A 24,372-nucleotide genomic window follows, 5' to 3' on the forward strand; every position below is an offset into this window, starting at 1 on the left:
CTTTTTTGTACGCCATCATTACGAGCTAGTATTTTCATAAGCATGGCTATGAACATTGGCGGCCCGGCCTGAAGGATCCGCATTTTGCTCAAATGATGCATCCCAGGCGAGCGCTTCAGGCGTGGAGCAAGCGACTGATTTGCCGTGAGGCACACATTTGGCTGCCGCATCTCCAGGGAAGTGTGATTCAAAAATACAACGGTAGTAGTAGGCCTCTTTGCTATCTGGTGTATTGATAGGGAAGCGGTACTGGGCGCTGGCCAGCTCCTGATCACTGACCTTCTCGTCAACATACTCTTTTAGCGAGTCAATCCAGGAATAGCCAACACCATCGGAGAACTGCTCCTTTTGACGCCAAAGCACATCGTCTGGCAGATAGCCATCGAATGCTTCACGAATAATGTGCTTTTCGATGCGTCCATCTTTGCACATTTTGTAATCCGGGTTAGTGCGCATGGCAATATCGACAAACTCTTTGTCGAGGAATGGTACCCTGGCTTCTACGCCCCAGGCAGCCATTGACTTGTTTGCTCGCAGGCAGTCAAACATATGCAGCTTAGAGACTTTACGGTTGAGCTCTTCATGAAACTCCTGACTGTTGGGAGCCTTATGGAAATACAAATATCCCCCAAACAACTCATCGGCTCCTTCTCCTGAAAGCACCATTTTTATCCCCATGGCTTTGATGTAACGCGCCATCAGATACATCGGGGTCGACGCCCGAATTGTCGTAACATCGTAGGTTTCAAGGTGATAAACCACCTCTTTCAGTGCATCGATACCTTGCTGCACAGTAAAGTGAATTGGGTGGTGAACTGTGCCTATCTGGTCGGCGACCTTCTGAGCAGCTGCGAGGTCGGGTGATCCTTCTAGGCCGATGGAAAAGGAGTGCAGTTTGGGCCACCAGGCTTCAGTCGCATCATCGTCTTCAATGCGCCGCGCCGCAAATTTTTGTGTGATTGCTGAAATAACCGACGAATCCAGACCACCCGAAAGTAACACGCCATAAGGTACATCACACATGAGCTGGCGTTTTACGGCAGCTTCCAGCGCGTCTTTAACGGTAACTGGATCTGCGCCATTGTCTTTAACCGCATCAAATTGCTGCCAGTCTCGCTGATAATAGGGTCTCAGTGTGCCTTCTTTGGAGTACAGGTAATGCCCCGGCGGAAATTCTTCAATCTGGTTGCAGATTGGGGTGAGTGCTTTCATTTCACTGGCGACATAAAAATTACCATGCTGATCACGGCCTGTGTATAGAGGAATAATACCAATGTGATCGCGACCAATCAGATAGGCATTCTCTTGTTCATCATACAGGCAAAAGGCAAAAATCCCGTTCAGATCATCCAGAAATTCAGGTCCTTTTTGTTTGTATAGCGCCAGCAATATTTCACAGTCTGATTGGGTTTGAAAGGTGAAAGGGACACTTAGCTGCTGCGCCAGCTCTTTGTGGTTATATATTTCCCCATTTACGGCAAGAATATGCGTCCGTTCCGGGTTATACAAAGGTTGTGCGCCACTGGATACGCCAACGATAGCGAGTCGCTCGTGCACCAGGATTGCTTTCTCACTGGCATAGACACCGGACCAGTCAGGCCCGCGGTGGCGTAAACGCTTAGACATTTCTATTGCCTGCTCACGCAGAACTGTTGGGTCGGACTTAATTTCCAACACACCAAAAATTGAACACATAATGGACCTCATTCCTGTTAACTATTATTGTCGAGCACCTGTATTTTCGGCGTCTCGTGCCCATAGTACTATCAGAAATGGGATATCAAGTCACATAAAAAACTGTGATTTTGTCGAGTAAATATTGCCCTACCTTGGTGCGCAAATGAACCAAGATAGGGCGGTGTGACTAGTGTGTGGTGCCTGCAGCAATCTGCAGATCCGTATCATGGGTCAAAGCAGAGGAAATCATCACTTTGAGTGCATCGACAACCTGAGGAGCACTCATACTGGGTGCACCGATTTGGTGCGTGGCTTGTTCGGGTAAGTAAGGAATATGAATGAAGCCGCCACGGCAATTGAGCTGATGCTCATTGATATAGTGAAGCAATCCGTACATAACATGGTTACACACATAAGTGCCGGCGGTATTTGAAATACTGGCCGGGATCTGTGCCTGTCTGAGATCATTGAGCATGTGTTTAACCGGGAGTGCAGCAAAGTAAGCCGCGGGGCCTCCTGCTAATACCGGCGTATCTATCGGCTGAGCACCGGCATTGTCTGGAATACGTGCGTCGTTAATATTGATGGCCACACGTTCAATGGAAATGTCCGCACGGCCACCTGCCTGACCCACGCAAAGAACCAGCGCAGGGGCATATTTGTCTATGGCTCTGTTCAGTTGTGTTAAGGCATGGTCAAACTCGCAAGGGAGCTCTTTGGTACGAATTGTATGCCCTGCAATATGACAGCCGTCGAGCTGATGTACAGCTTGCCAGGAGGGGTTAATCGATTCTCCGCCGAAGGGTTCGAAGCCCGTCAATAATACGGTTTTATGCGTGCCTTTAGTCATTGAAGATGACTCCATACATGAGCAAGATGTTAATGATTAACAGCGACAAAGCTGTCGGAATTTGAACTTTGATAACCTGATATTTGTCTTTCAGATCTAATAGCGCTGCCGGAACTATATTAAAATTGGCGGCCATAGGCGTCATCAGAGTTCCGCAATAACCTGAATACATACCGATGGCAACTAACGGGGCCGGACTTGCGCCATGACCCTGAATTAGAAATGGCACGGCAATGCCGGCTGTCATAACAGGGAAAGCAGCAAATGCATTACCCATGACCATAGTAAACAGGGCCATACCAACACAATAAATAACCACCAGCATGAAGCGGTTGTCGGGAGAAACAAATAATGTGACCAGATCCTGAATGGCAGTGCCGGTATTGGCGACGATGAACACCCCTCCCAGCATCGCGAGCATTTGCGGCAGAATTGCGGCCCAGCCTATGGAGTCGACCAGGCGTCGTGATTCCCCCAGAGCCTGAAACGGGCTGCCACCGGTAAACTTCCAGCTGACTAACAGTGCGACTGTACAGGCCAGCGTCAGTGCTGCAAGGGTCACATGACTCTGGTCGAATACAAATAACCCTGCTACCTGAATATCTTTGAGCAGGATAGTACACACCACAGTTACTATGGGGATAAGCACTGCGGGAATAAACAGCTTATTACCGATCCGTCGGGCACTGGCAGTTTGCACTTCGTCACTGGGTACATCGTAGCTGCCCATGGAGACCTTGCCCATTCCGGCCAGTATTGCGATGGCGATGACAAAGCTTCCTACCCAGCGATGGGTCAGGTTTTCTCCCAAATAGGCGGCAGATAAATCACCAAACAGAAACACACTACCAAATAATCCCCAGAACAAGGCGGTAGTTAGTCGTTTTGGGTGGTGTTTATCTTGCAGTGTTTTGACCACCAAAAATAACACCACGAAGCCGATTAGCAGATATATATTATCAATCGACAGGATAGCAGGCTGCGCACTGGCAGAGGAGGCTATTGTGCTCATGCCAATTCCTCCCGGGCAACTGAATTGCTTGTATTGGAGCCGTTTTGCTCGGCATGCAGGGCTATTTGCGTTCGTATCTTGGCTTCTAGTCTGGCCAGTCGAAACAGGTGGACAATCAATGCCGCAATGGCTGTCGGAATAGCCCATAAACCAATATGAAGAGGTTCAATTCCCGTAATGCCATTTTCTCTTAAAAAGGCATCCATCAGTAATACGGCACCAAAGGCGATGAAAATATCTTCACCAAAGAAGACGGCAATATTATCACACGCTGCGGCATGCGCACTGATCATATCCCGGACAGGTTTTGGCAAATCGCCATGCATGTTACTTGCTGCACCAAGCGCCATAGGCGCTAATAAAGGACGCACTGTTTGAGGCTGACCTGCAAGGTTGATGAGCCCAAGTGCGGCACTACATTCACGCACAACAAAATAGACGCTGAGGATCCGCGCTGTGGTGGCACCTTTGATACTGGCTATCCAACTTTTGGCATGCTGCTGTAAGCCATAGCGTTCTAAGATAGCAATCACAGGCAAGAGTAATAAAAAGCTTGCTAACTGGCGGGAGTTAAGAAATTTTTCTCCAAAGGTTTCCAGCAAAGTCAGGTAATCTAAATCGACTGCCCAGCCGGTGACGAGCCCGGCACAGGTCACGACCAGCAGGGGGTTAAAACGAAAGGCAAATCCGAGGATCACCACCAGTATCCCTGTAAGGGGCAAAAAATTAAGTTCGCTCACGAAATACTCCTGTCGCGATGTGTCAGCGCAAAGCGCAGTTGGTTGAGATGATATTGTTGTTGTTGTGTCTCTTGGTATGCCCGAGCCGGGGTGACCAGCGTGAAATTAATCATATCTCCGGCACTGAGTTGAGCAAAGTGTCTCAGATCCGCCGCAATCACTTGGGCTACCATTGGGTAACCGCCCGTGGTTTGACAATCATTCAGCAGCACAATAGGGGCGCCGTTTGGTGGCAGCTGAACGGTGCCAGGTAAAACCGCCTGACTATTGATAGAAACTTGATGAGTGACTGGCTCAGAGGCCGAAAGTCGCATACCCATTCTATTGCTATCTGGCGATACCTGCCATTGCTGAGTGCACAATAGCTGCTGTGTTGTGAGGGATAACCGTTCGCAGTGTGGGCCTGGCAATATGCGTATTTGTTTATGGTAGGGAGGCTGAAGCGCGCCAGCACTACTTTTTGCTACACAGCTTTCATAGTGTAGCTGATCGCCGGCGGCCAATGCTGAACCATCAAAGCCTCCAAATCCCGCCTGGACATCGGTCGAGTGCGAGCCCAACACGGTATTCAGGGTGAACCCTCCTTCAACACTCAGATAGGCACGCAGTGCATCTGAGCTCGAGGCGAAGCTCAGGATCTGACCTGGCTTGCTAAAATAGCGCCAGCCGGGCGTCAGTGGTGTATCGTCAAGACGCGCATTCAGGTCACCCCCAGTCAGCGCAAAATTGGTAGCTGTCGTAAATTTTAGCTGGGCGAGTCCGACTGTGATCTCAAGTACCGCAGTATTTGGCGCATTATCCAGTAACAGGTTGGCAATGTGCAGTGCCATGGGATCCATCACACCACTTTGAGAGACCCCAAGATGACGATGCCCATGTCGTCCGAGATCCTGGATACACATTTGCACGCCGGGCTTAATGACTTCTAGCATAGGCCCTCCTTCTGTGGCACAAATTTGACGTTATCACCTGGCTGAAACAAGCTGGGGGACTGCACATTGGCATCGAATAAGCGGGTCGTGCTGTGACCCAGAAGCCGCCAGCCGCCTGGAGAGGCGCTGGGGTAAATCGCACTTAAATCTTCAGCGATGGCAACAGAGCCGGCTGGCACATGTGTTCTGGGTGAGTTGAGACGGGCAACCTGCAGTTGCTCAGGTACACTACCCAGATAGGCAAAACCAGGTAAAAAACCCAGAAATTTGACCTGATAAGTTGGTGAACTATGCAGCTCAACGATGTCTTTTGGTGATAAGTTCAGCTGTTCAGCCAGCGGTGCCAGATCTGGGCCAGCTTCCCCTCCATATATAACCGGGATTGTGTGTGTAGTGGGTTGAAAGTCTTCTGCACTGAGTGATTGCCACAGAGTGAGTAATGCTTCTTGCCACTTGGCGCACTGTGTGTGGTCTTGCAAAACCAGGGTAAGAGAAGTCTTGCCAACTACAATATCTGTGTAACGGGCTTGTTTTTGCAGGTGACGATGTAGGGCAAACAAGCGATTCTGTTGTTCGTTGTCGAGTCGGGCGCAGTTAAGGTCGAGTACAACAGCTTGCTCGCCGAGCAGGTAAGTCTGTTCTTGTGTCATGGTTTCTTATTTTCATTTTATTGTCTTCACATGTGGCGGCCCGTCAGTGTCGGTTCACTCAGAGGGACACCCGGGCAAAGCATAGCAAGCTTATTGTTGGCTGTCTTGCCAAACCTGTCCAGCGTTGTCAGTCTGAGAGCTAACCACAGCTAAAAAAAAGCCATGCAAGGGTTGCATGGCTCTCTTCAGTTGGGATTGAGTTAGTTGCTTAACAACCATTCACTCAACAGGCGTACACCAAACCCGGTGCCACCCGGAGATACTTCACCTTTACCTGTGGTAGTCAGTGCGTTTCCGGCAATATCAATATGTAACCAGCGCGTGTCACCGGCAAAGTGCTGCAGGAATGAGGCCGCGGTGGTTGCACCAGGGCCGCCAGAACCAATATTAGCAATATCTGCAATATCGGATTTCAGCATGTCTTGGTAGCCCAGAGGAAGTCGCCATAGCGGCTCATTGACGGCTTTACCTGCAACCGTAAATTCCGTGACTAGCTGATCATCGTCTGAGAACACGGCTGCGTAGCGGTTACCGACAGCACGGATTTTCGAGCCTGTCAGCGTTGCAAGATCAACCATTACCTCTGGTTTGTAGTAGGTGCGGGCATACCACATAGCGTCACTCAATACCAAGCGGCCTTCCGCATCGGTGTTGAGGATTTCGACACTCAGACCTTCTGCTGTACGCAGCACGTCACCGGGTGCAATAGAATTCTCAGAAACCATGTTCGCGGCCATGCCCATCACGGCAACCACGTTCACATCTGCTTTCGCCAGTGCCATAGCCTTTACGGTACCCAGTACCGCAGCGGCGCCAGCCATATCTGATTTCATGCGGGCGATAGATTTGCCTGTTTTGATGCTATAACCGCCAGAGTCAAACGTGATCCCTTTACCAACCAGTGCAATTGGGGTGTCGTTATTTCCTTTATAATGGGCTACCACCAGGCGTGCACCTTCTTTACTGCCTCTGCCAACACCTTCCAATGCGTTCATTCCCAGAGACTTAAGCTGCTCGGGTTCGAGGATTTTGACTTCAACACCATATTGCTCAAGTTGTTTTGCGGCATTTGCAAAATCAACTGGCGTCATTTCAGTCGGAACTTCTGAGGTCAGGTCACGCGCCAGAAACACACCCTGCTCGATATAGCTTAAAGTGGTGTACTCGGCCTGGGTTTGACGTTGGTCATCGACACTCAGGCTGTAGGTCATGCTGTGCGTGTTAGGTTCTTTTTTGTATAACTCGAAAGTGTGGTCGCGCAGATTTGCACCATGTGCATATTGTGCAGCAAGCGCATGGTTACTTAGCTGACCATTAACGCCTTTGAATGCCACACTGACGGTGCCGGCTTCTTTTTTCTCCAGTTTGGCATGCAGGTTACCACCAAGCTTGGCCATTTTGGCACTGTCCAGCTCATCGCGCTCACCAAGACCGACGACAAGAATGCGCTTGTGCCTGGAGTCCACTGGCGCTAATACTTCTACAACCTTGCCGTATTCACCTGTAAATTTGTCTGCTTCAAGTGCTTTGGAAAGCTGTTTACGGGTATCTCTGTCAAGAAATTTAAATGCATTGCTTTGCTCGCTGTCCTGAAACACAACCAGCGCATCGGTTCTTTCGTTCAGTTTATTGGTGAACTGGATGTCTGCGGCCAAAGCCGATGCTGAGCCGAAAAGTGCGACGCTGAGTGCGCAAAGACGAGTAGATAATGACATTGATTAAACCCTCAATAACTAATTTGGACTTTGTTTTACCCTAAACGACCAGATTAATTAATTAAATGTCGTTGAATGACACAGAATCATAGTTAAAGTGCGGGCTGGCAGGTTTTTTCCCTGATAATGAAAGAGCAGTCACGGTTTCGCGGTCTCAGTAGATAACAGATATTTATTTAAAGGATACCGGAGTGAATAAACGACTAATTCTGGGATTTACGCTGATGAGTGCCGCAAGTCTGGTGAATGCTGGTGAAGTCTCTGTCAACAGCACAATGCCTGAACAAGCCAGCTCACATATTAAAACTTTGGTTCTGGGGTCAGGGTGTTTTTGGGGGGCAGAAAAACGCTACGAGGCTTTGCCTGGTGTGGTAGATGCTGAATCCGGCTACGCTGATGGCCGTGGGTTTACAGCAAGTTACAAGGCAATTACGGCACCTAGCAGGCGTTTTGATCCTAACAATTACGCTGAAGTAGTGCGGGTGACTTATAATGCCAGTCGGCTCTCGACCGCGTCATTGCTTAAAGCTTATTTTGAAAGCCATGACCCGACTCAGAAAAACCGTCAGGGCAACGACATTGGTACACAATACCGCTCGATAATACTGTATACCGATAAAGCGCAAAAAGAACAGGCTATTTCGTTAACTGAGCAGTATCAGGTATTGTTGACGAAAGCTGGATATGGCCAAATCCAGACCGAACTTAAACCGCTCGCAGCATTCGTTCGAGCAGAAGAATATCATCAGAATTACCTGGTTAAAAACCCCAATGGGTATTGCCCGGATCACAGTACTGGTGTCACTTTTATCGATATAGCAGAGCAGCAAGTTGACAATGACGCTTTGTTAGCGGGCAAGCACGTGGTTGTGATTGATGCGCCTTACTGCCCATATTGTGACAAGTTTAAGCAGCAAGTCGTGAACGACTATCAGGGTAGCATTCCTTTACATTATCGCCGTGCCAGCCAGTTGCAGGGGCTGAGTATTATGTCAGCGACCTGGGCGACACCGACCATTTTATTCCTTGAAAATGGTAAAGAAGTTGCTGGGTTTCAGGGCTATATGAACCGTAAGGAATTCTATCAGGCGCTGGGCGCATTTAAATTGGGTGACAGCGACGCCTTTAAAACCGCGTTTGAACAGGGCACAGACAGACCATTTTGTAAACAATATGACTTGTTCAAGAAAACAGGGGATGGGGTCTTTGTCGACAAGCTCAGCGGGCAAGCCTTATTTGATACGAAAGATAGGTTTAATTCGGGCACTGGCTGGTTGTCATTTAAGCACCCGGTCGCAGACAGTGTTACTTATCATGAGGATAATAGTCATGGTATGCAACGCGTTGAGATCCGTTCCAGTTCATCCGGAATTCATCTGGGTCATGTGTTTGCTAAGGAAGGGCCCGGCGGAAGTGACCGCTACTGCATCAATGCGACCGTATTAGAGTTTAAATCAAGACAGGATTATCAGGCAAATCACTTTTCATCTGACTGAGTAACTTGGTCTGAGCTAAAGGACTAGCACCCAATCGCCTGAGACAGCGGGCAATTGTTGATTGACTCTTCCCAGCAAAAGCGGTTTTCGGTAGGTGCACAGTTATTGAAATAGCTTTTGGGACGACCTCCAGCCACTTGTGGCGTCGCTTGCATTGCCAGTGCTTTGTCTGTACTGAGTCTTTTGATGCTTTTTTTGTTTAAATTGAGTTTCATTTTGATATTCCTTTTAAAAAAATGCGTGATGTTCATTTGTTGAACAATATCCACGTTAGTATAGTTGTAATAATGTTGTAAAATTGTTTTTCATGTGTATTTGTAAATAATTATATCACAAAAAAGACATGTAATGAGGAGGTACGGCAGAACGAATTTATAACTATACTGAAGAGACTTATATTTTGACTTCGCTCTTACTATGCATCGTTTGTTCTGTGTTTTGATTCTGGCATGGTCATTGTCGCTGAGGGCCGTGCAGCCAGTGCAGATCCTCTACAATGACTGGACCAGCCAACAGGTTCTTTCTCATATTGTGGCAGATATTTTTACGGAGCTGGGTTACCAGACTGAGTTTATCGAAGCCAAAACGGATGGCCAATGGTTCTTACTCAAAGCCGGTATGGCAGACGTACAGGTTGAAGTGTGGGAAGGCACCATGGCGGATAAATATGCGCAGTTGATGCAGAGCCAGATCATAGTCGACCTGGGGGATTATGCGCTTAAAACCCGAGAGGATTGGTGGTATCCACTGTATGTTAAGCAACATTGTCCCGGGCTTCCTCATTGGGAAGCCCTGATCCAGTGTGCGGAGGTATTTGCCCGTCCTGGTTCCCAGGGTAAAGGTGTGTATATTGCAGGTCCGTGGGAAAAGCCTGACAGAGCCAGGATCCGGGCACTGAAGCTGCCATTTGTTGTGGAACAAGTAGACAGCGGTGAGGCCTTGTGGAAAAAACTGGCCATCGCGCACAAAATCAAACAGCCCATCCTCATGTTTAACTGGACGCCTAACTGGGTGGGTGCCGTGTATCCAGGTGAGTTTGTTGAGTTTCCGGACTTTGACGAGCGCTGTGAAACTGAGCCCAGTTGGGGCGTGAATCCCAAGTTTTTGTTTGACTGCGGCAACCCCAAATCTGGCTGGCTAAAAAAAGTGGCCAGCACGCTATTTGTTGAACAACATCCCTGCCTGGCGGAGGGGTTGCGTCAGTTCAATATGACCGGTGCAACGCTTGAACAGCTTGCTGCTATGGTAAATCTGGAGAATTTCACCCCAAGCCTGGTTGCCAAGCACTGGCTTGAAAATAATCAGGTACGTTGGCGTAAATGGTTTGTCAGCTGCTTACGCGCTTAAAATATCTACAGAAATACCACATAACGGTATGTTTTATATAGCTGTAATAGAAAAATGTGAATTTACGCGGATCTCCGGACAATCAGCTTAGGTGGTAACAGGGTATCTGTGACTGTTTCTCCTTTAATTAAAGAGAGCAGGTTATTGACCAGCATCTGACCGGCCAGCGTTGTATTCTGTTGCACCGTAGTCAGGGCGGGTGAAATAAAGTTGGCGGCAGCAATGTTATCGAAGCCAATAACCGCTACATCATCAGGCACTTCTTTGCCAGCTTCTTTGAGTGCTTTGAGCGCGCCAATTGCAATGAGGTCGCTGGCTGCGAATAACGCGTCAAATTGAATATTATTAGCCAATAAAGACCGGGTTGCATGATAACCCGACTCCTCAGTTGAAATCGCATTGGCGATTTGGCGCTCTGATAATACACAGTCATTGGCTATCAGCGTATCTCTAAACCCCTTGAAGCGTGCGAAAAATTCAGGGCTGTGCTCTGATGCGTCACCGACAAAAGCATACTGAGCGCGATTTTGCTGTAACAGATGTTCCGCTGCCAATTTACCACCACCATAGTTATCACAGCTGACCGTCAAATCCTCACGCCCATCGACTGTCGCTCCCCAGCAAACAAATTTGGTATCCTGAGTGAGCAATTGCTGAAGGCGAGACTGGTAGTCCATGTAGTCACCATATCCAAGCAGAATGATACCGTCGGCACGGTGGCTATCCTCATAGTCTGCTCGCCAATCTTGACTCGTGGACTGGAAGGACACCAGCAGATCATAGCCTTGCTTTGCACAGGCTCGGGTGATGCTGCCCAGCATATTAAGAAAAAACGGGTTGATTTGTGATTCATCACCGGTTGGGTCTTCAAACAGTAACAGAGCCAGTGTGCTGCTTTGCTGAGTGCGCAGGTTACTGGCGTTTTTGTCGACTTTATAGTTGAGCTCCTTTGCGACTTCCCAGACGCGGCGACGTGTCTCTTCATTGACCAACGGGCTGTTTCTCAGCGCACGGGACACTGTAGACTGGGAGACGCCCGCAAAATGGGCGATATCAAAAGAGGTGGCTTTGCCTTTAGGTTTCATAGTGCATTGGTTCTGAGTGATAACCTGATTATTGTCAGCAAATGAATAAAATTTGCAAGCTTAATATCTCTGTTTCCTCTTTAGTAACATATTTAACTGATTGTACTGTCACTATACTGTATACGACAAATAGAATTGGCGTGAAAACACGCAGTTGGCATACGCAGCACCGATCTGACCAAAATTTTTATTGCCTCCATCTGACACCGGTGTCATAATGTCACTGTTTTATCATTTTGTTGTCAAAACGTATTTAGCTGTCCTTTCGGGGACAGCCTTTTTTCAGCTGAACGTGCAAAGTTATCTAGCTGAATCTTGGCATCATCACCCAAGCCAGTTACCTTGGAAGTTGTGCACTAAGTGCACCCAGATAAAAGAGAAAAACAACATGAGCCAGACAACACCTCATAGCTCGAATGACACAGGACAGGCCTTTGAGCCAATTGTCGTCGCGGATATTGGCGGTACCAATGCCCGCTTTGCCGTCGTAACCCACTACGAATCGAGCAACAATCAGTTTATTATTAGTCATCAGTCTACGTATCCCAGCGCCGAATTTCCCTCTTTTGAAACTGCCATTAGCCGTTACCTCAATGAACTCCCAATAGCCAAACCAACACGCGCGTGTTTAGCCGTTGCGGGCCCCGTTAAGGCTCAACAGGTTTATCTGACGAATCTCGGTTGGCAGTTTAACAGTCAGGATATTAAACAGCAGTTCGGTTTTAATGAATTGGCTGTGATCAATGACTTTGCAGCCTTTGCTTACGCAGCGCCGTATCTAGACCCAAAACAAAATATAGAAATTAAATCGGGTCAGGCACAGGCCGGCGCCAACATCGCAGTGATGGGACCTGGCACTGGCTTTGGTGCCGCATGTCTGACCAGAGACATTAATGGTAGTGCTGTTATGAGCTGTGAAGCTGGCCACATTAGCCTCGCTGCAGTGACCGAACTGGACCAGCAACTGTTGGTGGCTCTGAAGCAGGAGATTGCACATGTCTCTGTTGAAGAGGTGTTTTCGGGGCGTGGATTGGCACATTTATATCAAGCCATGGCTAAAGTAAAAGGCCGTACCGCAGAAAGGTTGACTGCTGCACAGATCAGTGAGCGCGCATCCGAGTGTGAGATCTGCGATGCCACGTTGAATCATTTTTGTGACTGGATTGGCAGCGTAGCTGGCGATCTGTCGTTAACGTTTGGTGCGCTTGGAGGCGTATTTATTGGTGGTGGGATATTGCCGCGAATGGCAGAGCGACTCAAATCAAGCCAGTTTGTTGAGCGTTTTGTGACTAAAGGGCCTATGAGTCAGTACGCAGGCCAGATCCCAGTCACCTTAGTTGTGCAGGAAAATATTCCTTTGATTGGTGCCGCAGCGTGTCTACATGAGCGTGCGAGCATCAGATAGTCAGGATAAGTGTAATGAAGAAAGTGACCATTAACAGTGTCGCACAGTATGCGGGAGTCTCGAAAAAGACGGTTTCTCGAGTGCTGAATAATGAACCTAACGTCAGCCCGGCGACCCGTGAGAAAGTACTCAAGGTGTTCAAAGAGCTGGACTATCGGCCAAACCCGATAGCTCGGGGGTTGGCGCGTAACAAGAGCTTCATTATCGGCTGTCTGTATGATAACCCGAGTAAAAGTTACATCACTCGGGTGCAAAGCGGTGCGTTAGAAGCGTGTCATAAACACAATTACAACTTGCTGATCCACCCATGTGAGCTCAGGGGGGAGGCGTTAATTGACAACATAGATCAATTGCTGACGACGTCTCGCCTCGACGGGCTGGTGTTGACGCCGCCATTTTCTGATTCAAGGGAATTGATAGAGTTTCTTAAGCAGAAACAAGTCAATTACGCATTGGTGGCTTCTGCAATTCAGGATGATGACTCCATTTCTGTATGTAGCAACGACGAGCAGGGGGCATATGAACTCACCGAGCACTTGATTACGCTTGGGCATACCGACATTGCATTTATCAAGGGACACCCGGATCATAGTGCCACCGAAAACCGATTTAACGGTTATAAACGGGCGCTCGAACAGCACAAAATTCCTTTACAAGAACGGCTTGTGGCTGAGGGTAACTTCAGTTACCACTCGGGTGCAGATAGTGCTAAGGCGATACTGGATCTGACGCCACGTCCCTCCGCTGTGTTTGCCTCGAACGACTACATGGCGGCAGCTGTCCTTAAGCTGGCAACCCAGCGGGCGTTGCGAGTGCCGGAGGATTTGTCTATTGCCGGGTTCGATAATGCACCTATTGCCAGGCATATCTGGCCGGGCCTGACGACCATTGCACAGCCAGTCGAAGAGATGACCCTGCAGGCGGTTGAGCAACTGATACTGCAGATTTCTGAGCCTCAGGAAGAGGTTTATCATCGTGTGCTGGAAGCGCGTCTAATCACTCGCGAGTCAACAGCCCAAAACCACTAAATCCCATTTTTATACTTGCCCAAAGCCCGGCCATTACTGGTCGGGCTTTTTTGTTTGTTATTTGTTCATTTGTGAAATTTAGACTAAATTTAACGGAAAGGTTGACACCGGTGTCAGAAACGTGAGTAAATATAGTGACACCGGTGTCAGGTTGGGGTGAGAGACAACCTGATAGCGTACCTTTGAACGGGTAAATCAAAGCTGCTCAGTACAGGTAGAGCTGTACTGAGCCTTTTCCTCTAACAATAGAGAGTTGAATTATGTTGCATCCTCGAATTCATGAAGTCACTCAACGCGTTATCACTCGCAGTCAGCGATCTCGTCATGCCTATCTTGAGCGTATCGAACAAGCAAAAAAACAAACTCGAGTCAGAGCCGGACTAGGCTGTGGTAACCTGGCACACGTGATGGCGGCCTGTTCGAGCAGTGACAAAACCAGATTAAAAGCTGATGAGCAGCCAAACCTGGCCATCATCAATTCGTACAACGACATGTTGTCTGCCCACGTGCCTTACAAAGAATATCCGGATCAAATCAAAGCGATTGCCGAAAAATACGATGCGACCGCACAGGTTGCCGGTGGTGTACCGGCAATGTGTGACGGTGTAACGCAGGGTCGCGATGGCATGGAGCTGTCTTTATTTTCACGTGATGTGATAGCAATGTCGACAGCGGTTGCACTCTCACACGACGTGTTTGACGGTGTGTTCTGTCTGGGGGTGTGCGACAAGATTGTTCCGGGACTGTTGATTGGCGCACTATCTTTTGGCCACCTTCCCATTTACTTCTTACCTGCGGGACCGATGCAGTCGGGTATTCCAAACAAAGAAAAGGCGCGTGTTAGACAAAAATTTGCACAGGGCCTGGTGAGCCGCGAAGAGCTATTGGAAGCGGAAAGTGCGTCTTACCATAGCGCAGGTACCTGTACTTTCTACGGTACCGCTAACTCAAACCAAATGCTCATGGAAATTATGGGTCTGCATTTACCGGGCAGCTCATTTATCAACCCTTACACTGAACTGCGCGAAGGCCTGACAGCCAGCGCAGTAGAAACCATGTTGAAGCAACTCCAGGGTGATGACAAAGCGAATAGCCTGGCGGAAGTGGTCAGTGAGAAAACTGTGATTAACGGATTGGTTGGTCTGTTAGCGACGGGGGGGTCAACTAACCACGCTATTCACCTGGTTGCGATGGCAAAAGCGGCTGGCGTCGAAATCACGTGGAAAGACATGGCTGATTTATCGGAAGTTGTGCCGTTGCTGACGCGTATTTACCCAAATGGCTCAGCCGATGTGAATCACTTCCAGGCTGCTGGTGGTATGGGATTCCTGATGCGTGAGTTGCGTGATGCGGGTTACCTGCACAATGACGTAAAAACCATTGTCGGCGAAGGCCTGGATGCATACACCAAAGAACCTGTATTGGATGTCGATCCTTCACTCATCATGACGGACAGCAAGGGTCCTGCAAAAGTGAAGTGGATTGATTGCCCGGTAGATTCTCTGGACGAAGATGTACTCAGACCCGTTTCTAACCCATTCAACAATCAAGGTGGCTTACAGCTACTGAGTGGAAACCTGGGTAAATCAGTGATTAAAGTGTCGGCCGTTGCAGAGCAGCACCAGGTGGTGTCGGCACCTGCCAAAGTATTTAGTTCACAAGCCGCACTGCAAGAAGCTTATACGCGAGGCGAACTTAATCAGGACTTTATTGCGGTTATCAAAGAGCAAGGTCCTAAGGCAAAAGGGATGCCGGAATTACACAAATTGACACCGGTCATGGCGAGTTTGCAGGATGAAGGCTTTAAGGTTGCCATCGTGACAGACGGTCGTATGTCAGGCGCCTCAGGCAAAGTCCCTGCGGCTATTCACCTGGCTCCGGAAGCCGTTGAAGGTGGCCCGATTGCGAAAGTACGGGAAGGCGATTTGATCACATTAGACGCACCAAAAGGTGAGCTGCTACTGCATGTCAGCGACGAAGAGCTTGCCCAGCGCGAGATTGAACTAACGGAAGTTGGTACAACCTTTGGTACAGGCCGTGAGTTATTTAGCGGCTTTAGAAATATTGTCAGCAGCGCCGATTTAGGTGCGAGTGCATTCGGCATAGAAGAATAATAGCAACTGGGAATGAGGACATTATGAGCATTAAAGAGATTTTATCAGCGGCACCGGTAGTACCCGTTATTGTTATTGATGATTTAGAAGATGCAGTGCCATTAGCGCAGGCATTATATCGCGGTGGTCTTCGCGCATTAGAGGTGACATTGCGTACGCCAGTTGCTGCACAAGCAGTAAAGGCGATGAAAGAAGCGGTACCAGAGGCCTATGTAGGCACAGGTACTGTGGTCGACAAAGCCTCGTTTGACGCTTCTGTTGAGGCTGGCGCCGACTTTATGGTGAGCCCGGGTGTCAGCTTAGAATTACTGGCGCTGGCAAAAGAGTCTGATATCCCGTTTCTGCCTGGTGCGGCGACGCCTAGCGAAGCGATGGAACTGGCAGCGCAGGGCTTTAAGTTTCTTAAGTTTTTCCCGGCAGAAGCTGCAGGTGGCACGGCAATGCTGAAATCAATCGGTGGTCCTTTACCTCAGGTGACGTTTTGCCCAACTGGTGGGATCAGCTTAGCAACAGCACCCAACTATCTGGCACTGAGCAATGTAATCTGTGTTGGAGGGACCTGGATGCTCGATAAAACACTTATCGCAAACAAAGACTGGCAAGCCATCGAAGCGCTTGCTCGACAAGCAAGTGAAGTAAACTAATTTAGGGGAATAGGGTTATGATTAATATTGCAATTAATGGCTATGGCCGTATCGGTCGAAATGTACTGAGAGCACTTTACGAATCAGGTCAAAATGACCAGATCAAGATTGTCGCGATCAATGATCTGGCACCTGCACAGACTAACGCGCACCTGACTCAGTTTGACTCTGTACACGGACGCTTTAACTTCCCTGTTGAATTGAAAGACAACACGCTGACTGTTGGTGAAGATAAGATCACGCTGACCCAAGAGCGAGACCCTGAGCAATTACCGTGGCGTGATCTGGATGTCGACATCGTGCTTGAGTGTACGGGTTTGTTTACTTCACGTGAAACTGCGGGCAAACACATTACTGCGGGTGCAAAGAAAGTCATTGTGTCTGCACCTGGAACGGATATGGATGCCACTGTTGTGCACGGTGTGAACAGTGATGTGCTAAATGCAGACAGCACTATTATTTCAAATGCGTCTTGTACGACTAACTGTCTGGCACCAGTTGCGAAAGCACTGAACGATTCCATTGGTATTGAGCAGGGCAGTATGACCACCATTCATGCATATACCAATGACCAAAACCTGTGTGATGTCTATCACAAAGACTTATACCGTGCACGTAGTGCCACACAGTCTATGATCCCGACCAAAACTGGTGCGGCTAAAGCGGTTGGTCTGGTGCTGCCTGAGCTGGCGGGTAAACTGGATGGCATGGCAGTACGCGTGCCTACCGTCAATGTCTCTGTGGTTGACCTGACCTTTATCGCTAAACGTGAAACATCTGCTGCGGAGGTCAATGAGATCCTTCAGGGGGCTGCAGAAGGTGCAATGGCAGGTATCCTCGAATATAACACTTTGCCGCTGGTATCTGTGGACTTCAATCATAACCCGGCTTCATCAGTCTTTGATGCGACGCAGACTAAAGTGGATGGAAAATTGGTTAAAGTTATGGCTTGGTATGACAACGAGTGGGGTTTCTCAAATCGTATGCTTGACCAGGCAAAAGCATTGGCTGCGTTCCTGTAAGTAACACGCTTAGCGGCAATTTAAATTCTTGCGTCATTTTAGCCCCACACCATGTGGGGCTTTTTTGTACGCGCTTTTTTATACAAAGCGGCGTGTTTACCTTTTTTAACGCCAAAGTTGGCCTATTAGGCGCGTGGTGTTTGCACCTTAGGGCTGATTTTTATTACACTGCGCACAATTTTAATTAACGACAAAGAAATAACATGAAAGAAGGGTTTAAAGTACCTCATACGCTCATCCTGCTGTTGTCTATGATGCTGGTGGCATATATTGCGACTTGGCTAGTTCCGCAAGGTTTCTTCGATACAGTCACGCTCGATAATGGCCGTCAGGCTGTAGTGCCCGGCACTTATGCACTTGCTGAAGCACAAACTCATTTAACGCCCATGGATTTCCTGGTCGCTATTCCGCGCGCATTTGCAGCTGCACAAGACGTTATTTTCTTTGTTTTTATTGTCGGAGGTGTTCTGTCAATTGCACGTGCAACGGGTACCATTGATGCCTTAATTGGCCGCCTGCTTGAGCGGTTTGGTCATAAGCCAAATATTTTGATTTTTATGGTGGTGTTTTGCTTTGCACTCGCATCCGGCGCCATTGGTACTGCGGGCGAATATATTCCCTTTGTCCTGATTCTGGTGGGACTGTGTAAAGCAATGCGGCTTGATGCGATGACTGCTGTGGGCATGGTCGTGGCAGGGTATGGGATTGGTTATGGTGTGTCAGCCTTTAACCCTTTTACCGTGATGGTAGCGCAAAAGGTTGCTGATATTCCGGTTTACTCAGGTATTGAGCTACGTCTGGCGATTTTCTTGCCGTTCGTTTTAATTGGTTTCCATCACGTATGGAGCTATGCCAAAAAAGTACAGGCAAACCCTGAATTATCCCTGACGAAAGGCCTGCCTTGTCCGCTTGCTGGTTCAGCAGAAGCGAATTACCCGATGCTTAATAAGCGCCACCAAATGATCTTGTTTGGCCTCGTTGCTGCCATTATCACGGCTGTCTGGGGTATTTCTCAAAAGGGCTGGTATCTGTATGAGCTGGGTGCGGTGTTTATCTCCTGGGGTATTTTCACAACGTTAGTCGGCCAGATTGGTGCTGACCGCGCTGCAAATGAGTTTATTGAAGGCGTGAAAGATCTGGCAAGTACTGCCATCCTGATTGGTGTTGCAAGGGGCATTGCGTTAATTATGGAAGATGGACAGATCTTGCATACCTTGGTTTACGCTATGTCGTCGCCGCTGTCACATTTAGGCGCTGAGCTGGCTGCGGTCGGCATGTTCATTATGCAAACACTGTTGAACCTGTTTATTCCTTCGGGCAGTGGTCAGGCATATGTAACTATGCCGCTTATGGCACCGGTTGGTGACATCATTGGTGTGTATCGTCAGGTTGCAGTGCTTGCATACCAGTTTGGTGATGGTTTCTCTAACATGATTATTCCAACCAACGCTGTGCTGATGGGTATCATCGGAATGGCCGGTGTACCTTATCATTTATGGTTCCGATTCTGTCTGCCGCTATTCGGCAAGCTGATGCTGGCAGCGTCAGTGGTATTGGTGCTTGCGGTTACATTTGGTTATGGTGAAGATGTACAGCCAAAAGTGAGTGCAACGACACAGGTGCAATCGTAATATCTATCTGCTCGCAGAGTATCCGCTCTGCGAGCAATCTCTTCGCTCACAGCCCGGCCCCCTCTAAACCCTCTTTATCCTAATTAATGATATATGTTGTCGCTAATTCTAGCTTTCAGTTTGTTACCTACCCAGCTTGTTGTTTTTATGACGTAGCTCACAAACTAGGTTTTGGGTGTTTTTGTTACCTTTTATGTTATTTTGTAAATATGTTTTTGTATTTTTGTTCTTGGCAGTGGAAAAGTTGAAGTGCTAGTAATAGAGGTGAACCCAAAAAAGGAACTGTACAATGAAAATAAAGAAACAGCCTCTTGCTTGTATTATCGCGACACTACTCAGTGTAAGTGCTTCTGCAACAACTGATCGTGACTATCAACACCGCTGGCTTGATCCAAATGGGGATCCTATGCTTGCATTGCAGTGGAACTTACTAAATTCCGGTTCACTGGCAAATACCCAGTCTGGAATTGACCTGAACTTGTGGCAGACGCATATCTGGGGTCACAAAGGACAGGATATTCTGGTAGCAGTCGTGGATTCGGGTGTTGACATGGAACATGCAGACTTAGATGCCAATACAATAGATGATCCCTTAATTAATCCACAACCTAATGCTGGTAGCGATCATGGCACTATGGTGGCGGGGATAATTGCTGCGGTACAAAACAACATCGGGGTGCGTGGAGTTGCGCCAATGGCAAAGGTTACGGCATTTACCAATTATGGCGGAACCTTCGAAAGTCATGAGCAGTGGAAGATAAGTCATGGTTACGATGGTGACCTTTTGGATAACTCAACCACAGATCGGATCCGTATCTTCAATAAAAGTTATGGTATGAGTCCGTCGGTGAGTTTGCCTTATACTTTTTCAAAAACCATTCAGGATAGCCAGGGTAAAGATATCCTGATGTTTAGCCAGCCTGAGCAGGAAAAGATCTATGAAGCGGTTTCTCTGTCCACTGAACAGGATCCCCGCACCGCAGTCTACGTGCAGGCAGCCGGAAATTCATATCGGGATTCTCGCATTCACTATTTTACAGACACAGGATTAGACTTTTTCGGTTACAGTTTTCCCGTTGGCGGTAATTATGGCTTGCCCTGGACAAACGGTAACTCACTTTATACTCCTGCGAACTTCTGGAATCTGACGGTCAGTGCGCTGAGTGCAGATGGTGTATTGTCTGAGTACTCGACGGTAGGGAGTAATGTGTTTCTGACTGCCCCTGGTGGATTGGACAGGGGCACCCCGGGTCATGCAACTACGCGTATTTCATGCGCCTGGTATCTGGAAAACATTGATGCAAACTTCAATTGTAATGGAGACGATGATTTTACTGTGCGTATGAATGGTACATCGTCAGCGGCACCGAATACGTCGGGTGCTATTGCGTTGCTGCTTTCTGCTGCGCAGCAACAGAACCATGATCTGACACCGCGCGACATCCGTCATCTCCTGGCACGTACAGCAACAAAAGTGGATCCGACACGCGCCGACATCGACGTGAATGGCATTACAGCATTTGAAGGGTGGAGCACCAATACAGCAGGGCACACATTCTCACCTTACTATGGCTTTGGTTTGATTGATGTAGATAAAGCGACAGAGCTGGTGCGCCGCTATGCAATCGAACAACTCCCTTCTGAGTTGGTTAAGACGCCCTGGTATGGGCTGAATGAAGCAGTGAATCCAACTATTGAAGATGATGCCAGCCAGACGACAACGGCAAGCATTAAAGTAACAGATGACTTGTTTATAGAAGGTGTTCAGATCCGGCTAGATGCACGACACGCACGTATTTCAGATTTGAAAGTAGAGCTGGAGTCACCGAATGGTACCCGCAGTATCCTGATGTCACCCTTTAATAACCTGGTAGGGCAGCATCTGGGCTTACCAGAGCAGTCACCCGGTAGCCAGGATGGCTATACAGATCATTTGATGCTCAGTTACAAGTTTTGGGATGAGAAAGCCAATGCAGGCGATGGCCAGTGGAAGCTACATATCACAGATATGAGTAACGAAACCCGGGCTTTTGGGATCTTTGACTTCGTCAATGGGAGTCAAGTCCATCAGGTAGAGAACAACCCTGAGGCTGGTGTATTACAAGGCTGGTCTATTCGTATTCTGGGTCATAAAACGAAAGTAACGAAGAAAAAAGCGCTGTAAATTCAGAACAGTGGTTGCAGAGCAACCAGTAAACCAAAACGCCGTGTCTCATAGAGGTGCAGCGTTTTGGTTTGTGTCGTTTTAAATCGGCTAGTCTAATTTAAGCTCAAAACTAGCTGTCTTCTTTGCTGGTTGATTTCCTCACCTTCGTTTACTTTGATAAGCCATTCTGTTTTCTTTGACTGGCGTATCGCCACCGTCGGACCTCCACCGTATGCAGTAAGGGACAGGCCCATCGTGATGTCTAATACCAATTTCACGGAGCAAAGATGACGCTCACTGTGTTAAAAATTTCTCATTTTGAATCTTTACCTAAGGTATAAATTCGCAAAGTTTTGGCTAGTTATCGAACATATTCTCTCGCCTTAAAATAGAACACTTAATTAAGGAAATTGGTGTAAAAAGCGCTTTTTATTGGGGAGGCATCTCATTTTGAAGCATACTGATAGCTGCTTTAAAAGCCGGAATGTTGGTGATTTTTGAGTTATGTAAACAGCAGTGATTATTGAGTGATTGTAAATAAAGGGGGGAGGCAGGCTACCAGCCAGTAACTGGCAGCCTGTAAGAGGTTATTTTGGTTAGAATGTTGCGCGGTAGCGAACACCAAACTCGCTGGCATCATTGCTCTTGATCACCAGGATATAGTCACCGGTATTCAGGCGTGCATCATCGTAACGTTCATCAAAGATGTTACGACCGTACAAAGAAATATCCCAGTTGGTGTTAGCTGGTGCGTAAGAGATATCAAAGTTTACTGTAGTACGGTCATCGATTTGAGTCATACGGCGCGGATCTGAACTTGGCTCACCATACATGCTGTCGCGGTATGAAATATCAAAACGTGTGTTGACGGTTGCATTGTTACTCAGTTCAAATTCGTAAGATGGGCTTATAGAAGCGGTCCACTCAGGTGTGAGTGGGGCAACCGGCTTAATGCCGTTTTGCTCTTCTACATCCACATCCATGAAGCCGAAGCTTGAATGCAGGGTAAAGCGGTCTGTGACATAGTAGGTGCTTTCAAATTCGATACCGCGTGATGTCTGTTCAACAATCAGGTTGTTTGTGTCGAATCCAGAGTCCGTGACTACGTTCACCTGATATGGCAGGTCTTCATATTCGGTGTTGAAAAACGCCACACTCATGCTGAAGTCGTCAGTCAACTGACCTTTAAAGCCGGTTTCATAGTTGATAGCGCTGATGTTCTCACTCGCCATGAAAGCATTATTTGCACGTACAGCAGCAGCGGCATTCGGGTTGTCAAAACCGCCTTCGCCGAAGAACTGACCGATCAGGAAATACGGACGAGCTGGGTACTGACCAGACTGATAACCAGTTTGAACCGTACCGTACCAGTTCAGACCATTTTCAAAGGTATAGTTGGCAGCGGCTTCCCATGAAATCTCATCCCAGTCTTTGCTTGATGAAATGGTGCCAACAGGGTCAAATACGTTAGTTGATGCTTCTTTTTCATCTTCTGTGTAACGTACACCACCGGTCAGACGCAGATCATCTGTCAGGTCATATCCCAGGTTGAAAAATACCGCGCGGCTGGTTGTTTCCTGATCCAACTCAAGTTTAGTTGGGCCACCGTCAAAGCTTGCTTCGTCTGAACTCTGGCGGTTGCTGCCTTCTTCATTAAACCAGTACAGACCCGTTACAAAATCCGCGCGACCCAGGTAGCCAGTTAGTTGCAGTTCAACAGACGTCTGATCAGCTTCACCACGTTCTGGATAGTGATCGAGCGCAATAGCTGTACCATCATCATCCAGGCCCGCTTTGTACTCTGAAGAGCGTTTGCTGAAGATAAACTTAGTGCCAAAATCGGCATTGATATCGTATTCGGCAGTTAATGAGATACCGTTTGCTTTGTTCGAAACGGTTGCTGTCTCAATGCTGCTGGTTGCATTGTCATACGGGTCGGCGGCGACCATAGAGTTACGCAGGCCTGCTTTATATAAACGGCCTTCCGGCATTTCATCGATTAAAACAGTAAACGGACGTGTACCACCTTCACCGTCATTTGCGTCAGCAGTCAGGACCAAACGTAGATCATCAGTGGGTGTGTATTTTACAGACATACGACCGTGGAATTCCTGATTCTCACCTACATCGTATTCAGCATTTGGTAGGTTAGTAAATTCACCCAGCCCACCGCGGCGGTTAAAGCCCATATTAAAGTTGAACGCCAGTTCATCAGTCACGGCCTGGTTAGTGAACATGCTTGCTTTGATGCGGCCACGTGTACCTGTTTCCGCGCTAACCTTAGTGATTGCTTGCTGGTCTGGCTGCTTAGTGATGATGTTAATAGCACCACCAATTGAGTTACGGCCATATAAAGTACCCTGAGGACCACGCAGTACTTCAATACGCTCGATATTAGCCAGGTTCCAGTTTTGACCTACCTGGCGACCCAAATAAACACCGTCTACATAGACACTGACACCTGGATCTGTGGTGATGAGGTGGTCTTGCAAGCCGATGCCACGAATAAATGGGTTTGCAGATGAGTTATGACCTGCAGAAAAACCTGTGATATTCAAATTTGGAACAAATTTGCCCACATCAGTGATGTCAGAGATACCTTGCGCATCCAGATCATCTCCTGAGAATGCACTCATAGCGATCGGTACTTCATAGATAACCTGTGAACGTTTGGTCGCGGTTACTGTGATGGCTTCGATTTTTGATTTCTCAGCTTGTGCTTCTTCTGCTAAAACGGGGGCAGAAGATAAGCCGGCCATTGCCAGTGCCATGGCGGTTGCGATCGGAGTAAGATTGCGTGCTGTGGTGCTCATGTATGTTCCTCAAGTTAGAAACGGTTAATTTTAAATCTCGTGTGTGGTGGTTTCTGCGAGGGAAG

The 24,372-nt window shown here is 48.0% G+C and carries 19 protein-coding genes; 9 read left to right on the forward strand and 10 right to left on the reverse strand.

Annotation, left to right across the window (positions count from 1 at the left end; genetic code table 11):
- Positions 1-18: 18 nt before the first annotated feature.
- The 7 genes from asnB to AT705_RS01390 all read right to left on the reverse strand — a co-directional run bounded on the left by asnB (position 19) and on the right by AT705_RS01390 (position 7,576).
- Positions 19-1,695: an asparagine synthase B gene (gene asnB, locus AT705_RS01360; RefSeq protein ID WP_058795164.1), complete on the reverse strand. Its 1,677-nt coding sequence runs from the start codon at positions 1,693-1,695 to the stop codon at positions 19-21.
- Between the two features lie 169 nt (positions 1,696-1,864).
- Positions 1,865-2,527, reverse strand: coding sequence for a pyroglutamyl-peptidase I (gene pcp, locus AT705_RS01365; protein ID WP_049863767.1), 663 nt, complete (start codon positions 2,525-2,527; stop codon positions 1,865-1,867).
- A complete protein-coding gene (locus AT705_RS01370; RefSeq protein WP_058795165.1) occupies positions 2,520-3,539 on the reverse strand; it encodes a DUF979 domain-containing protein in 1,020 nt (339 codons plus the stop codon). The genes pcp and AT705_RS01370 overlap by 8 nt, the downstream gene beginning before the upstream one ends.
- Entirely contained in the window at positions 3,536-4,279 is a 744-nt protein-coding gene (locus AT705_RS01375; RefSeq protein ID WP_058795166.1) for a DUF969 domain-containing protein, read from the reverse strand. Before AT705_RS01375 ends, AT705_RS01370 begins: the two co-directional genes overlap by 4 nt.
- A complete protein-coding gene (locus AT705_RS01380; protein ID WP_058795167.1) occupies positions 4,276-5,211 on the reverse strand; it encodes a biotin-dependent carboxyltransferase family protein in 936 nt (311 codons plus the stop codon). The genes AT705_RS01375 and AT705_RS01380 overlap by 4 nt, the downstream gene beginning before the upstream one ends.
- Positions 5,205-5,861, reverse strand: a complete 657-nt coding sequence (gene pxpB, locus AT705_RS01385; protein ID WP_058795168.1) for a 5-oxoprolinase subunit PxpB — start codon at positions 5,859-5,861, stop codon at positions 5,205-5,207. The genes AT705_RS01380 and pxpB overlap by 7 nt, the downstream gene beginning before the upstream one ends.
- 200 nt (positions 5,862-6,061) lie before the next feature.
- Positions 6,062-7,576: a leucyl aminopeptidase gene (locus AT705_RS01390; RefSeq protein ID WP_058795169.1), complete on the reverse strand. Its 1,515-nt coding sequence runs from the start codon at positions 7,574-7,576 to the stop codon at positions 6,062-6,064.
- A gap of 275 nt (positions 7,577-7,851) precedes the next feature.
- On the opposite strand from AT705_RS01390, the gene msrA reads away from it, so the two are divergent.
- A complete protein-coding gene (gene msrA / locus AT705_RS01395; protein ID WP_237113812.1) occupies positions 7,852-9,072 on the forward strand; it encodes a peptide-methionine (S)-S-oxide reductase MsrA in 1,221 nt (406 codons plus the stop codon).
- Positions 9,073-9,095: 23 nt separating this feature from the next.
- Here msrA and AT705_RS01400 read toward each other — a convergent pair whose 3' ends face one another.
- Positions 9,096-9,287, reverse strand: coding sequence for a hypothetical protein (locus tag AT705_RS01400; RefSeq protein WP_049865634.1), 192 nt, complete (start codon positions 9,285-9,287; stop codon positions 9,096-9,098).
- Between the two features lie 241 nt (positions 9,288-9,528).
- Here AT705_RS01400 and AT705_RS01405 point away from each other — a divergent pair, with 241 nt between their 5' ends.
- Entirely contained in the window at positions 9,529-10,419 is an 891-nt protein-coding gene (locus tag AT705_RS01405; RefSeq protein WP_237113765.1) for an ABC transporter substrate-binding protein, read from the forward strand.
- 62 nt (positions 10,420-10,481) lie between these two features.
- Here AT705_RS01405 and AT705_RS01410 read toward each other — a convergent pair whose 3' ends face one another.
- Complete coding sequence (locus AT705_RS01410; RefSeq protein WP_058795171.1) at positions 10,482-11,504, reverse strand: LacI family DNA-binding transcriptional regulator; 1,023 nt, start codon at positions 11,502-11,504, stop codon at positions 10,482-10,484.
- 388 nt (positions 11,505-11,892) lie between these two features.
- Here AT705_RS01410 and glk point away from each other — a divergent pair, with 388 nt between their 5' ends.
- From glk to AT705_RS01445, 7 genes are all read left to right on the forward strand, one after another.
- The gene (gene glk / locus AT705_RS01415; protein ID WP_058797879.1) at positions 11,893-12,909 is read left to right on the forward strand and encodes a glucokinase; all 1,017 of its coding nucleotides are present in this window, start codon (positions 11,893-11,895) and stop codon (positions 12,907-12,909) included.
- 14 nt (positions 12,910-12,923) lie between these two features.
- On the forward strand, positions 12,924-13,937 hold the full coding sequence (locus AT705_RS01420; RefSeq protein WP_058795172.1) for a LacI family DNA-binding transcriptional regulator: 1,014 nt from the start codon (positions 12,924-12,926) through the stop codon (positions 13,935-13,937).
- A gap of 260 nt (positions 13,938-14,197) precedes the next feature.
- Positions 14,198-16,051: a phosphogluconate dehydratase gene (gene edd / locus AT705_RS01425; protein ID WP_058795173.1), complete on the forward strand. Its 1,854-nt coding sequence runs from the start codon at positions 14,198-14,200 to the stop codon at positions 16,049-16,051.
- Positions 16,052-16,074: 23 nt separating this feature from the next.
- Positions 16,075-16,695: a bifunctional 4-hydroxy-2-oxoglutarate aldolase/2-dehydro-3-deoxy-phosphogluconate aldolase gene (locus AT705_RS01430; RefSeq protein ID WP_058795174.1), complete on the forward strand. Its 621-nt coding sequence runs from the start codon at positions 16,075-16,077 to the stop codon at positions 16,693-16,695.
- Between the two features lie 17 nt (positions 16,696-16,712).
- Positions 16,713-17,717, forward strand: coding sequence for a type I glyceraldehyde-3-phosphate dehydrogenase (gap, locus tag AT705_RS01435; RefSeq protein WP_058795175.1), 1,005 nt, complete (start codon positions 16,713-16,715; stop codon positions 17,715-17,717).
- Positions 17,718-17,920: 203 nt separating this feature from the next.
- Positions 17,921-19,348: a YfcC family protein gene (locus AT705_RS01440; protein WP_049865757.1), complete on the forward strand. Its 1,428-nt coding sequence runs from the start codon at positions 17,921-17,923 to the stop codon at positions 19,346-19,348.
- Between the two features lie 289 nt (positions 19,349-19,637).
- Positions 19,638-21,512 (forward strand): S8 family serine peptidase, encoded by a 1,875-nt coding sequence (locus AT705_RS01445; protein WP_058795176.1) that lies wholly within the window; start codon positions 19,638-19,640, stop codon positions 21,510-21,512.
- 578 nt (positions 21,513-22,090) lie between these two features.
- Here the strand turns inward: AT705_RS01445 and AT705_RS01450 are convergent.
- Positions 22,091-24,307: a TonB-dependent receptor gene (locus tag AT705_RS01450; RefSeq protein WP_058795177.1), complete on the reverse strand. Its 2,217-nt coding sequence runs from the start codon at positions 24,305-24,307 to the stop codon at positions 22,091-22,093.
- Positions 24,308-24,372 lie beyond the last annotated feature (65 nt).

It is taken from the genome of Pseudoalteromonas rubra (genome assembly GCF_001482385.1).
GTDB lineage: Bacteria > Pseudomonadota > Gammaproteobacteria > Enterobacterales > Alteromonadaceae > Pseudoalteromonas > Pseudoalteromonas ardens.

Coding starts and splice junctions, on each gene's coding strand:
- pxpB (WP_058795168.1), bottom strand. CDS start 5,861: ATGACACAAGAACAGACTTACCTGCTCGGCGAGCAAGCTGTTGTACTC.
- edd (WP_058795173.1), top strand. CDS start 14,198: ATGTTGCATCCTCGAATTCATGAAGTCACTCAACGCGTTATCACTCGC.
- AT705_RS01430 (WP_058795174.1), top strand. CDS start 16,075: ATGAGCATTAAAGAGATTTTATCAGCGGCACCGGTAGTACCCGTTATT.
- AT705_RS01445 (WP_058795176.1), top strand. CDS start 19,638: ATGAAAATAAAGAAACAGCCTCTTGCTTGTATTATCGCGACACTACTC.
- AT705_RS01380 (WP_058795167.1), bottom strand. CDS start 5,211: ATGCTAGAAGTCATTAAGCCCGGCGTGCAAATGTGTATCCAGGATCTC.
- AT705_RS01420 (WP_058795172.1), top strand. CDS start 12,924: ATGAAGAAAGTGACCATTAACAGTGTCGCACAGTATGCGGGAGTCTCG.
- glk (WP_058797879.1), top strand. CDS start 11,893: ATGAGCCAGACAACACCTCATAGCTCGAATGACACAGGACAGGCCTTT.
- AT705_RS01400 (WP_049865634.1), bottom strand. CDS start 9,287: ATGAAACTCAATTTAAACAAAAAAAGCATCAAAAGACTCAGTACAGAC.
- asnB (WP_058795164.1), bottom strand. CDS start 1,695: ATGTGTTCAATTTTTGGTGTGTTGGAAATTAAGTCCGACCCAACAGTT.
- AT705_RS01450 (WP_058795177.1), bottom strand. CDS start 24,307: ATGAGCACCACAGCACGCAATCTTACTCCGATCGCAACCGCCATGGCA.
- AT705_RS01390 (WP_058795169.1), bottom strand. CDS start 7,576: ATGTCATTATCTACTCGTCTTTGCGCACTCAGCGTCGCACTTTTCGGC.
- gap (WP_058795175.1), top strand. CDS start 16,713: ATGATTAATATTGCAATTAATGGCTATGGCCGTATCGGTCGAAATGTA.
- AT705_RS01410 (WP_058795171.1), bottom strand. CDS start 11,504: ATGAAACCTAAAGGCAAAGCCACCTCTTTTGATATCGCCCATTTTGCG.
- AT705_RS01370 (WP_058795165.1), bottom strand. CDS start 3,539: ATGAGCACAATAGCCTCCTCTGCCAGTGCGCAGCCTGCTATCCTGTCG.
- AT705_RS01440 (WP_049865757.1), top strand. CDS start 17,921: ATGAAAGAAGGGTTTAAAGTACCTCATACGCTCATCCTGCTGTTGTCT.
- msrA (WP_237113812.1), top strand. CDS start 7,852: ATGCCTGAACAAGCCAGCTCACATATTAAAACTTTGGTTCTGGGGTCA.
- pcp (WP_049863767.1), bottom strand. CDS start 2,527: ATGACTAAAGGCACGCATAAAACCGTATTATTGACGGGCTTCGAACCC.